The sequence below is a fragment of the Kitasatospora sp. NPDC058063 genome, assembly GCF_042885395.1.
Classification (GTDB): Bacteria; Actinomycetota; Actinomycetes; order Streptomycetales; family Streptomycetaceae; genus Kitasatospora; species Kitasatospora lactacystinica.
This window is the reverse complement of record NZ_JBHVSD010000001.1, coordinates 525,450-537,376: the sequence shown is the minus strand read 5'-3', so window position 1 is coordinate 537,376 and position 11,927 is coordinate 525,450. Positions and strand designations below refer to the sequence as shown.

The following is an 11,927-nucleotide window of genomic DNA, read 5'->3' as shown; positions in this document are numbered from 1 at the left end:
CACCCGGTATCTGCACCAGCGGCGGCACCCGGCAGGATCAGGTGCCGCCGCATCCGCGTCTTCGCGCGCCCCCTCGCGGAGCGCGCGCCGCTCCGGTCCGGCCGCTCAGACCATCCCGCGCTGCATCGCCTCGCAGACCGCCGTGCTCTCCCGGACGCCGAGCCGCAACGCCCGGCCGCAGTGCGCGATCCAGGCCGCCATCCCCTCGGGAGTGCCCGCCAGGTAGCCGGCCAGGGCCCGGCGGTAGGCGGCGGTGCCGAGCTCCGCCAGGCCGACCTCGGTCGGACAGATCGACTTCGGGTCGAGCCCCTCGGCGATCAGCACGATCCGCTGGGCGGCCCGCGCGATCACCCCGTTGTGGGTGCCGAACGGCCGCAGCGCGAGCAGCTCACCGTGCACCACCGAGGCCACGACGAGGGCCGGCGTGCCCACCCCCTGGCCCTCCGCGCGCGCCACCAGCAGCCGGGAGAGCTGGTCGAGCCGGGCCGCGACCTCCTCCGCACCCGGAGCGGGCGGCAGCACGGGCAGCGGCCCGTCCACGGCGTCGACCTCGACGCTCTCCACCGGCTCCAGCTCCAGCGGGAACAGCTCCTCGGCGCCCTCGCCGGCCCGTCGCGGGCGCCCGGCCGCCGGATCGCCGTCGCCCGCCGCGAGCAGGTGCAGCCGGGCCAGCACCTGGAGCGGCGAGTGCCGCCAGATGCTGAGCAGCTGGCCGGCCTCGGCGGCGATCCGCAGGGCCGCGCCGACCGTCCGGGCTTCGGGGTCCGCGCCGAAGTCGCTGCGGCGGCGGACCTCCTCCAGCGGCCAGTCGGCCCCGGCCAGGGCCGCCGACGCGCGGGCGCCGCGCAGCGCGGATTCGGAGGTGACCTCGGCCGCCCGGCGTCGCATCACCCGGTGGCCGTAGAGGCGGTCGACGGCCTTGCGCACCTCGGCCACCGCGTCGGGCACCCCGGGGAGCTGGGCCAGCGGGGCGAGGGGATCAGTTCCAGTGCTCACCTACCCGAGAGTAATGAACGGGCCGCCCCTCCCGGAACAGCAACCCCGCATCACCCATTAGAGGCAATCCTCACTTCCCGCCCGCGGCGGAACCCAAACCCCGGCTAGCATGGCCACTATCGGAGACGATAACGATTTCCAACTAGGGGTCGCGGCACACGCACCCCGGGCAGGCGGCCCGCAGCGAGGGCCCTGAGCGAGAGCCGGAGTCCCCAGATGAAGATCGCCTTCGTCGGCAAGGGCGGCAGCGGGAAGACCACGCTGTCCGCGCTGTTCATCCGCCACCTGGCGGCCATGGGCCGGCCGGTCGTCGCCGTGGACGCCGACATCAACCAGCACCTGGGCCCCGCCCTGGGACTGACCGACGATCAGGCCGCCGAGCTGCCCCCGCTGGGCGGACACCTGCCGGAGATCAAGGAGTACCTGCGCGGCAGCAACCCGCTGATCCGCTCCTCCGACGAGATGATCAAAACCACGCCGCCCGGCCGCGGTTCGCGGCTGCTGCGGATCGTCGAGGAGAACCCGGTCTACGCCTCCTGCGCCCGCCCGATCGCGCTGGACGAGGGCTCGGTACGGCTGCTGGCGACCGGCGCGTTCACCGAGGAGGACCTCGGGGTGGCCTGCTACCACTCCAAGGTCGGCGCGGTGGAGCTGCTGCTCAACCACCTGCTGGACGGCCCCGGCGAGTACCTGGTGACCGACATGACCGCGGGCTCGGACTCCTTCGCCTCCGGCCTGTTCACCCGCTTCGACCTGACCTTCCTGGTCGCCGAGCCGACCCGCAAGGGCGTCTCCGTCTACCGCCAGTACAGGGACTACGCCCGCGACTTCGGCGTGCAGCTGCGAGTGGTCGGCAACAAGGTGCAGGGCCCGGACGACCTGGCCTTCCTGCGCCGCGAGGTCGGCGCCGACCTGCTCACCACCTTCGGGCAGTCGGACTGGGTGCGCCGCCTGGAGCAGGGCGCCGAACCGCCGCTGAAGTCCCTGGAGCCGGCCAACCGGGCCGTGCTGGAGGAGCTGCGGCTCGAGGCCGACGCGGCGTACGGGCGGCGGGACGCGCGCCGCTACACCGAGCAGGCGGTGCTCTTCCACCGCCGCAACGCGGAGAGTTGGGCCAACTCCAAGGTCGGCATCGACCTCGCGACACAGGTGGACGAGGAATTCGTCCTCGGCGGCTTCGCGGACGACGGCGGGCGCACGGCCCCGGCGGGCGCCCACGCCTGACCCGCACCACCGCAGCCGAACGGGCCGCGGCCCTCCCCACCCCGGGAGGCCGCGGCCCGTTCGCCGTGCCTGCCTCCGCTCCGGGACCACCCCCGATCCGGCCCCGCGCCCGACCCCGGCCGGCTGGTGCCACGACCCCTGCCACCAGCAGATTCCCGACCGTTCGGCCACCACCCATTGGGGTGAATCAGGGGGTTTTCCGCTTCCCTCCCGGAACCACGCTGTGCAAAGCTTTCATTACCCTCGGTTTACCGAGTCTTGATGGTTCGCCCGGCGGCCCCCGGTGAGACGTCCCGCACCTCGCCCGGAGCCCTGGCGGGCCTGATGGTCAACGCCGGCCGGTGACACCCGCACTCCCCCGCCGCGCCCACGCCATCCCGCCACACCGTCGCGACCCACGACAGCCGATCCGCCCCGGAGCCCCACCCCGGACTCACCGCCGGACCTGACTGCGTTCGCTCCCCCGGACAGACGGGAAGACAATGACCCTCGACATCTCCAGCGCCCCCATCGCCTCCGACACCACCGACCACGCGCCACCGGGCCCGGCCCCCCGGATCCGGTGGGCCCAGGACCTCTCCGCGTCCCTCGTGGTCTTCCTCATCGCCGTGCCGTTCTCCCTCGGCATCGCGCTCGCCACCGGCGCCCCGCTCACCGCCGGCCTGGCCGCCGCGGCCGTGGGCGGGATCGTGGTCGGGCTGTTCGGCGGCACACCGCTCCAGGTCAGCGGCCCCTCGGCAGCACTGACGGTGATCACCGCCGGGCTGATCGCCCGGTACGGCTGGCAGGCCACCTGCGCCATCACCATCGCCGCCGGCCTGCTCCAACTCCTCCTCGGCGCACGCCGGGTGGCCCGGACGGCGCTCGCCGTCTCACCCGCGATCGTGCACGGCATGCTGGCCGGGGTCGGGATCACCATCGCGATCGCGCAGCTCCACGTCGTCCTCGGCGGCTCCCCGCAGAGCTCCGCGATCGCCAACATCCTGGCCCTTCCCGGCCAGTTGTCCGGCCCGCACCCGGCCGCGGTGCTGGCCGGCACGGTGACCGTCGCCGTCCTGGTCGGCTGGCCCCGGCTCGGCCGACTCCCCGGCCGTGCCGGCGAGTTCGGCGCCCGGCTGACCAAGGTGCCCGGCCCACTGGCCGGGGTCGCGCTGGCCACCGCCCTCGTCCTCGCCCTGGACCTGCGGCTCGCCCACATCGAGCTGCCCGCCTGGCGCCCGCAGTCGCTCCTGCCCGCGCTTCCGCACGGCCCGGTCCTCGGGCTGCTCGCCGCCGTCCTCACCGTCACCGCCGTGGCCAGCGTGGAGTCACTGCTGTCCGCCGTCGCGATCGACCGGATGTCCCGGCGGACCGGCGACCTCGACCGCGAACTGCGCGGCCAGGGCCTCGCCAACCTGGTGAGCGGCCTGGTCGGCGGGCTGCCGGTCGCCGGGGGCGCGGTGCGCAGCACTGCCAACGTGCGAGCCGGTGGCCGGACCAGGTGGGCCTCGGTACTGCACGGCGTCTGGGTGCTGGCCGCCGCGCTGGCGCTGACCGGCGGGCTGCGCCACATCCCGCTGGCCGCGCTCGCCGCGCTGGTGCTGGTGGTCGGGCTGCAGATGGTGAGCTTCGCGCACATCCGCAGGGTGCACCGGCACCGCGAGTTCCCCGTCTACCTGATCACCGTGCTCGGCGTGGTGGCCGCCGGCGTGCTGTGGGGCGTCGCGATTGGCGCCGGCACCGCCGTACTGCTCGCGCTCTACCGGCTGACCCGCGCCCACGTGGATGTGGAGACCGGCCCCGACGGGACGGTCACCGTCCGGACGCACGGCCCGCTCACCTTCACCGCCGTACCCCGGCTCAGCCGGGCGCTGGCCGGCATCCCCGCCGGGGCCGGGGTCACGGTGATCCACGACGGCTCCTTCCTGGACCACGCCGCGTACGAGACGCTGCACACCTGGCGGGCCGCGCACCAGGACGCGGGCGGCCGGGTCTCGATGGTGACGCGCCGCCAGGACGACGAAGTGCTGGACCCGGACGGCACCGTGCGCGCGGGCAGTTCACCGGGCCCGCACCGGTGCCGGGCCTGGACGCCCTGGGTCGGCCACCACTGCATCGATCAGCAGGAGGACCCGCACGGCCGACTGCTGGACGGCGTCCGGGTGTTCCAGCGGCACACCGCCCCGCTGATCAGGCCGGAACTCGCCCGGCTGGCCCGCGAGGGGCAGGCGCCCTCCCAGCTCTTCCTGACCTGCGCGGACTCCCGGATGGTCACCAGCATGATCACCAACAGCGGCCCCGGCGACCTGTTCACCGTGCGCAACGTGGGCAACCTGGTGCCGGCCCCGCACGAACCCGGAGCGGCCGACGACTCGGTGGCCGCCGCGGTGCAGTACGCGGTCGAGGTGCTGGAGGTCCGCTCGATCACGGTCTGCGGCCACTCCGGCTGCGGCGCGATGAAGGCCCTGCTGGACGGCGTGCACGAGCGCCCCGGGCCGCCCACCCCCCTGGCCCGCTGGTTGCGCAACGGCCGCGGCTCGCTGGACCGGCTCCGACGCGTCCCGGCGGAGTTCGCCGCCCGGCCGGCGGTGGACGTCGTGGAGCAGCTCTGCATCACCAACGTGGTCCAGCAGCTGGACCAGTTGATGGCGAACCCGGCGGTGGAGCGCCGGGTCGAGGAGGGCACCCTGCGGCTGGTCGGGATGTACTTCGACTTCGCGACGGCCCAGGCCTATGTCCTGGACCGGGCCGCCGGGACGTTCAGCCCGATCGAGGCCCGCACCGGCAATCGCACGAACGGAATCGAACACCACGCCGAGAACCCCACCGGAACCGGCCCCGGGGACCGGCCGGACACAGCATCGGCCGAACGGGTGAATACGGATGATCGACTTCCGGCCGGGGACGGCGGGGAGGGCCCCCGACTGGCCGCCTGAGAGCCGGGTCCGTGTCCCGCCGGGCGGGCCGGGGCACGGGCCCACCCACCCCCGAACGGCCGTCCGGTCCGCCACGGTGGATCGGACCGGAACCCGACCGGTCATCGGTCAAAGGTCTACACCAATTCCCAGGAGCCTCTTGTCAACTGCCCCGTTCGCCTGGTGAGCTGTGCGCTGGGACACACGGGACAATCCCCACGCACGGGAACGCCCCCGATCATGACTCGATGAGGAGTGCGCGTTGAGCAACGAGAGCCTGGCCAACCTGCTCAAGGAGGAGCGGCGCTTCGCCCCGCCGGCAGAGCTCGCCGCAGCCGCCAACGTCACCGCGGCCGCGTACGCGCAGGCCTCCGAGGACCGTCTGGGCTTCTGGGCCGAGCAGGCCCGTCGCCTCACCTGGGCCGTCGAGCCGACCGAGACCCTCGACTGGTCCAACCCTCCCTTCGCCAAGTGGTTCGCCGACGGCAAGCTCAATGTCGCGTACAACTGCGTCGACCGCCACGTGGAGAACGGCCTGGGCGACCGGGTCGCGATCCACTTCGAGGGCGAGCCCGGCGACGGCCGTTCGATCACCTACGCCCAGCTCAAGGACGAGGTCTCGCAGGCGGCCAACGCACTGCTGGAGCTCGGTGTCCGCAAGGGCGACCGGGTCGCCGTCTACCTGCCGATGATCGCCGAGGCGGTCGTCGCGATGCTCGCCTGCGCCCGGATCGGCGCCACCCACTCGGTGGTCTTCGGCGGCTTCTCCTCCGACGCCGTCGCCTCCCGCATCCAGGACGCCCAGGCCAAGCTCGTCATCACCGCCGACGGCGGCTACCGCCGGGGCAAGCCCTCCGCCCTGAAGCCGGCCATCGACGAGGCGCTCACCAAGGTCGACGGCGTCGAGCACGTCCTGGTGGTCCGCCGCACCGAGCAGGACGTCCCGTGGACCGAGGGCCGCGACGTCTGGTGGCACGAGATCACCGCGCGCCAGTCCACCGAGCACACCCCCGAGGCGCACGACGCCGAGCACCCGCTGTTCATCCTCTACACCTCGGGCACCACCGGTAAGCCCAAGGGCATCCTGCACACCTCGGGCGGCTACCTCACCCAGGCCAGCTACACCCACCACGCGGTCTTCGACCTCAAGCCGGAGACCGACGTCTACTGGTGCACCGCCGACATCGGCTGGGTCACCGGCCACTCGTACATCGTCTACGGCCCGCTCTCCAACGGCGCCACCCAGGTCATCTACGAGGGCACCCCGGACACCCCGCACCAGGGCCGGTTCTGGGAGATCGTCCAGAAGTACGGCGTGACCATCCTCTACACGGCGCCGACCGCGATCCGCACCTTCATGAAGTGGGGCGACGACATCCCCGCGAAGTTCGACCTGTCCTCGCTGCGGGTGCTGGGCAGCGTCGGCGAGCCGATCAACCCCGAGGCCTGGGTCTGGTACCGCGAGCACATCGGCGGCGGCACCTGTCCGATCGTGGACACCTGGTGGCAGACCGAGACCGGCGCCATCATGATCAGCCCGCTGCCGGGCGTCACCGAGACCAAGCCGGGCTCGGCCCAGCGCGGCCTGCCGGGCATCGCGGCCACCGTGGTGGACGACAACGCCGTCGAGGTGCCGAACGGCTCCGGCGGCTACCTGGTGCTCACCGAACCGTGGCCGTCTATGCTCCGCACCATCTGGGGCGACGACCAGCGCTACATCGACACCTACTGGTCGCGCTTCGAGGGACGCTACTTCGCCGGCGACGGCGCCAAGAAGGACGAGGACGGGGACATCTGGCTGCTCGGCCGGGTGGACGACGTCATGCTCGTCTCGGGCCACAACATCTCCACCACCGAGGTCGAGTCGGCCCTGGTCGGCCACCCCTCGGTGGCCGAGTCCGCCGTGGTCGGCGCGACCGACGCCACCACCGGCCAGGCCATCGTCGCCTTCGTGATCCTGCGCGGCGGCGTCACCGAGAGCCCCGAGCTGGTCGAGGAGCTGCGGGCGCACGTCGGCCGCACGCTCGGCCCGATCGCCAAGCCGAAGCAGATCAAGGTGGTCGGCGAGCTGCCGAAGACCCGCTCCGGCAAGATCATGCGCCGCCTGCTGCGTGACATCGCCGAGGGCCGCGAGGTCGGTGACACCACCACCCTGGCCGACAGCACGGTGATGAGCCAGATCCAGGCCCAGCTGCCGCCCTCCGACAACAGCAACGGCAACGGCTGAGCCCACGACAACGGCTGAGCCCGCGGCGCCGGCAACCGCCGAGCGCCACTGAGACGACGACTGTGCCCCGGGCGGTGATCACCGCCCGGGGCACAGTCGTCCCGTCGGTCACCCGTTCGGACAGCGAGGCCCACCCGGGCATCCCGCCTTCTCCCAGCGACCCGGCCGCCGTCCGGTGCCGAGCCGCCGTTCGAGCACGGGGCCGCCCGTCGGGTACGCGGCCGCCGTTCCGGGTACAGGCCGCCGTTCGCGTACAGGCCGCCGTTGCGAGGACGCGGCCGCCGTTCCACGTACGGGCCGCTGCTCCCCCGGAGTGCGAAACCAGCCCGCAGGGATTAAGTCCTTTGTTAGGACAATCCGGATGTCACCCAAACGTCCCGCTAGACTATTAAGGACGCATCAAGATCCCTTGACGGGAGTCGCGGGCGTCACAGGGCGCGCCGGGAAGTCTGGTCGGCAACTGCACCACACGTGCATCCATTGCCGCTCCCAGCCCCAGGAGGTCCCCCGTGACCGACCAGCCGCCCGTCCATGAGCCGACGACCCGCCGCCGGCAGTTCCTCGGCCGGCTGTCACTGCCCGAGCGCACCTTCATCACCGACGCCCTGCGCACCGAGACGGTCGGCGGCATGCTGCTGCTGGGCGCCGCCGTCGTCGCACTGATCTGGGCCAACGCCTGGCCGCAGGCCTACCAGAGCGTGCTCGACTACACCGTCGGCCCCTCCGCCCCGCTGCACCTGAACCTCTCCCTGGCCACCTGGGCCAAGGACGGCCTGCTGGCGATCTTCTTCTTCGTCGCCGGGATCGAGCTCAAACGCGAGTTCGTCGCGGGTGAGCTGCGCACGCCCAGTGCCGCGCTGCTGCCCGTAGTCGCCGCCGTCTGCGGGGTGGCGCTGCCCGCGATCCTCTTCGCCCTGGTGAACTCCGGCAGCGGCGGGCATCCCAGTGGCTGGGCGATCCCGACCGCCACGGACATCGCCTTCGCACTCGGCGTGCTGGCCGTGGTCGGCAGCCACCTGCCGTCCCCGCTGCGCGCCTTCCTGCTCACCCTGGCGGTGGTCGACGACCTGATCGCGATCCTGATCATCGCGATCTTCTACAGCCACGGCATCAAGTTCTGGGCGCTCGGCCTCGCCTTCGTCGGGCTGGCGCTGTTCTGGTTCCTGCACCGGCGCGGCGTCCACGGCTGGTACCTCTTCGTGCCGCTGGCCTTCGTGACCTGGGCACTGATGCACGAGAGCGGCATCCACGCCACGGTGGCGGGCGTCGCGATGGGCCTGATGCTGCGCTGCCACCGGGAGGGCGACGAGCAGCACTCCCCCGGCGAGCACATCGAGCACCTGGTCCGCCCGCTCTCGGCCGGCCTCGCCGTCCCGCTGTTCGCGCTGTTCTCGGCCGGGGTGGCCGTCTCCGGCCCGAAACTGCGCGAGGTGTTCACCCAGGCCGCCCCGTTGGGCATCGTGATCGGCCTGCTGGTCGGCAAGTCGGTGGGCGTGTTCGGCGGGGCCTGGCTGACCGCCCGGTTCACCAGGGCCGAGCTGAACCCGCGGCTCAAGTGGGCCGACATGGTCGCGGTCTCGGTGCTCGCGGGCATAGGTTTCACCGTCTCGCTGCTGATCAGCGAGCTGGCCTTCCCGGACGACCCGGCGCTCGCCGCCCGGGCCAAGACGGCGGTGCTGGTGGGCTCGGTGCTCTCCGCGGTCGTCGCCACGGTCCTGCTGAAGCTGCGCAACCGGCACTACCGCGAGCTGTGCGAGGAGGAGGACCGGGACGTGGACGGGGACGGCATCCCCGACATCTACCAGGAGGACGACCCGGCCTGGCAGGCCAGGGTCGGCGAGTCGCCCCGCCCGGCGACCGGTGAGGAAGGCGACCCCGGCCCCGGCCACCAGGGCCGGCCCGGCCGCACCGACTGAGACGCCCCGGCTGAAGCCCTGCCCGACGCCCCTGACCGAATCCCTCCCCCGACGCCCCTCCCCGACGCCCCTGACCGAAACCCCGGCTGGGGCGCCCCAGCCGGAAGCCCCCGGCCGGGGCCTCCCTGCCGGGGCCGCGGAAGGCCTTCGGCCGGCACCCGGAGGACCGGGGCGGGGAACGGTCCGGCGGGCCCGACCGAGGCACCCGGGGACCGGGGACGACGACCTCCGGCAGGCCCCGGCGCAGGCGCCCGGAGCACCCCCGCCGCCGGGACACATCCCTCCGGCGGGGCCCCGGAGTGGTGTCCGACTGACCGGTAGGGGCATGATTCTGAACTGTCGACAACCCACAGACGCCTCCGGACCCCCCAGCGGCCCCGGAACCGCACACCCGCGGCGGCGTCACGCCGCACAGCCGCAGAGGAGAACCGCTGATGCCCGCAGGAGCCGCAGACCCGTCCAGCAACGGCCGGGTGCCCTACGAGGGCGAGCGTTCGGTGGGGCAGCTGTTCGCGGCGGCCACCGCCGACCTGTCCGCGCTGGTCCACGACGAGATCGCGCTCGCCAAGGCCGAGATCCGGGCGGACGTCAAGCGCGGCGTCTCCGGCGGCGTCTCGCTGATCGTCGCCGGTGTGGTGGCGCTGTTCTCCATCCCGATGCTGAGCGCCGCGGCGGCCTTCGGCATCCACGCGCTGGGCCTGTCGCTGGGCTGGTCCTTCCTGGTCGTGGCGGGTGCCTACCTGCTGCTCGCGGTGCTGCTCGGGATGCTGGCCTGGCGCTCGTTCAAGAAGATCGAGAAGCCGGTGCGCAGCATCGAGGGCGCCCAGAAGACCGCCGACGTGCTGAAGAACGCCCGGCCGCGGCCGGCCACCCAGGAGGAGATCGACCGGGCCTTCGGCCGCATCCCGTAACCGACCCGGTGTCGGCGGGGCGCCGGTGACCGGCCCGGGCGGGCGGGGACGGCGCCGCGCCGTGAGCGGGGAGGGGCCGCCCGGGCGCGCTCCGAACCCGCCGACCACGAGTGCCGGGCACGTGTCCGGCGCCGGGATGTGACACGCTCTCGGTATGCCGCTTGACCAGAAGCCCGTGCCCGCGCAGCCGTCCGCCGAATCCGGCCCCGACTCCGGCGCCGGACTCACCCCCGAAGGCCCGGCCGGTCCCGAGGACCCCGGCGCCGCCCCCGGGGGCACCGGCCCGGCACCCGCGCGCAAGCCTGGGCGGGAGAGCGGGCGGGAGACCGGTCGGGAAGCCTTCGCGGCGGCCTCCTCCGGGGGCCCGGCCGCGGGCGACGCGGAGGCCTGGAGCATCCGGCAGACCGGCCCGTGGACGCACCGCGACCTCGCGGCCAACGGCGCCCGCTTCCACATCGCCGAGCTGGGCTCCGGCCCGCTGGTGCTGCTGGTGCACGGCTGGCCCGAGTACTGGTGGGCCTGGCGCCACCAGCTGACCGCGCTCGCCGAGGCCGGCTACCGGGCGGTGGCGCTCGACCTGCGCGGCATCGGCGGCAGCGACCGCACCCCGCGCGGGTACGACCCGGGCAACCTCGCCCTGGACATCACCGGGGTGATCCGCTCGCTCGGCGAGCGCCGGGCGCACCTGGTCGGGCACGCCTCCGGCGGCACCCTGGCCTGGGTGGCGGCCGTGATGCGGCCGTCCGTCATCCAGAGCCTCACCGTGGTCTCCGCCGCGCACCCGCGGGACCTGCGCCGGGCGCTGCTGACCGACCGCCGGCAGTTCGCCGCCTTCGAGCACGTGCTGGGCTTCCAGCGGCCGTGGATACCGGAGCGCCGCCTGGTCGCCGACGACGCCGAGCAGGTCGGCCGCTACCTGACCTCGTGGACCGGTCCGAACGGCCTGGACGAGGCCGCGCTGCACGCGTACCGGCAGGCGATCCAGATCCCCAGCACGGCGCACTGCTCGATCGAGCCGTACCGCTGGCTGCTGCGCTCCTTGGCCCGGCCGGACGGCATCCAGTTCGCCCGGCGGATGAAGAAGCCGATCACCGCGCCGACCCTGCACGTCCAGGGCGCCGCGGACCCGGTGCTGCTGTCGCACACCGCGCTCGGCGGCGGCGAGTACGTGGCGGCGCCGTACCGCTGGCGGCTGCTGCCGGACGTCGGGCACTTCCCGCACGAGGAGGCGCCGGAGGAGTTCACCGCCGAGCTGCTGGACTGGGTCGGCCGCCACAAGGAGTGACCCCGGGCGCGACCGGACGCGACCGGACGCCACCGCACGGGCGCGCGGAACCGGGATCCCGTACGCCGCCGGACGCGGCCGTACGTGCGGTCGGACGCTCGGCCGACCGGGAGGGCCCTCGGGCCCAACTCCCTTATGTTGACGCTCATATGACAACCGCATAGGCCAATTTCGGCGCGGCCCGGGCGGTTACCTCCACCGGCCCAGGGGCATCCATTCCGGTATGAGTTGGATGCCCGAAAGCGGCGGCGCCCCGCGCGGCCGACGTCACAACAGCCCCCAGCGCTCCGCCCACCGGCCCGACCGGGCGGACGACCTCGGCTTCGACGGCCCCGACGGCCGCCGGCGCACGGAACGGCGGCAGCTCGGCATCCCCCGCATCCTCGGCCGGCGCGCCCGCTGGGTGGGCGCACGGCTGCGGCGCGAGACCTGAGGCCCCGCGCCGCATCGCATCGGCCGGCACAGCGAGCACCG

At 73.6% G+C, this 11,927-nt stretch carries 8 protein-coding genes; 7 read left to right on the top strand and 1 reads right to left on the bottom strand.

What is annotated here, in order from left to right; genetic code table 11:
• Positions 1 to 105: 105 nt before the first annotated feature.
• Complete coding sequence (locus ACFVUY_RS02480; RefSeq protein ID WP_387726831.1) at positions 106 to 996, bottom strand: oxidoreductase; 891 nt, start codon at positions 994 to 996, stop codon at positions 106 to 108.
• Positions 997 to 1,212: 216 nt separating this feature from the next.
• Between ACFVUY_RS02480 and ACFVUY_RS02475 the strand changes: the two genes are divergently transcribed.
• From ACFVUY_RS02475 to ACFVUY_RS02445, 7 genes are all read left to right on the top strand, one after another.
• Positions 1,213 to 2,220 (top strand): ATP-binding protein, encoded by a 1,008-nt coding sequence (locus ACFVUY_RS02475; protein WP_387726829.1) that lies wholly within the window; start codon positions 1,213 to 1,215, stop codon positions 2,218 to 2,220.
• 482 nt (positions 2,221 to 2,702) lie between these two features.
• Positions 2,703 to 5,135: a SulP family inorganic anion transporter gene (locus tag ACFVUY_RS02470; protein ID WP_387726827.1), complete on the top strand. Its 2,433-nt coding sequence runs from the start codon at positions 2,703 to 2,705 to the stop codon at positions 5,133 to 5,135.
• 241 nt (positions 5,136 to 5,376) lie between these two features.
• The gene (gene acs, locus ACFVUY_RS02465) at positions 5,377 to 7,341 is read left to right on the top strand and encodes an acetate--CoA ligase (protein ID WP_359902006.1); all 1,965 of its coding nucleotides are present in this window, start codon (positions 5,377 to 5,379) and stop codon (positions 7,339 to 7,341) included.
• Positions 7,342 to 7,850: 509 nt separating this feature from the next.
• Positions 7,851 to 9,257 carry a Na+/H+ antiporter NhaA gene (gene nhaA / locus ACFVUY_RS02460; protein ID WP_387726825.1) on the top strand — a complete coding sequence of 469 codons (1,407 nt, stop codon included), beginning with the start codon at positions 7,851 to 7,853 and terminating at the stop codon, positions 9,255 to 9,257.
• 434 nt (positions 9,258 to 9,691) lie between these two features.
• Entirely contained in the window at positions 9,692 to 10,168 is a 477-nt protein-coding gene (locus ACFVUY_RS02455) for a phage holin family protein (protein WP_387688951.1), read from the top strand.
• Positions 10,169 to 10,322: 154 nt separating this feature from the next.
• Positions 10,323 to 11,453 (top strand): alpha/beta fold hydrolase, encoded by a 1,131-nt coding sequence (locus ACFVUY_RS02450; protein ID WP_387726823.1) that lies wholly within the window; start codon positions 10,323 to 10,325, stop codon positions 11,451 to 11,453.
• Between the two features lie 223 nt (positions 11,454 to 11,676).
• Positions 11,677 to 11,886, top strand: a complete 210-nt coding sequence (locus tag ACFVUY_RS02445; RefSeq protein WP_359901994.1) for a hypothetical protein — start codon at positions 11,677 to 11,679, stop codon at positions 11,884 to 11,886.
• The last annotated feature ends 41 nt before the right edge of the window (positions 11,887 to 11,927 follow it).

Bases quoted from the DNA above. Each gene is read 5' to 3' on its own strand.
- ACFVUY_RS02475 (WP_387726829.1), top strand. From the start codon at position 1,213: ATGAAGATCGCCTTCGTCGGCAAGGGCGGCAGCGGGAAGACCACGCTG.
- ACFVUY_RS02470 (WP_387726827.1), top strand. From the start codon at position 2,703: ATGACCCTCGACATCTCCAGCGCCCCCATCGCCTCCGACACCACCGAC.
- ACFVUY_RS02455 (WP_387688951.1), top strand. From the start codon at position 9,692: ATGCCCGCAGGAGCCGCAGACCCGTCCAGCAACGGCCGGGTGCCCTAC.
- ACFVUY_RS02450 (WP_387726823.1), top strand. From the start codon at position 10,323: ATGCCGCTTGACCAGAAGCCCGTGCCCGCGCAGCCGTCCGCCGAATCC.
- ACFVUY_RS02445 (WP_359901994.1), top strand. From the start codon at position 11,677: ATGAGTTGGATGCCCGAAAGCGGCGGCGCCCCGCGCGGCCGACGTCAC.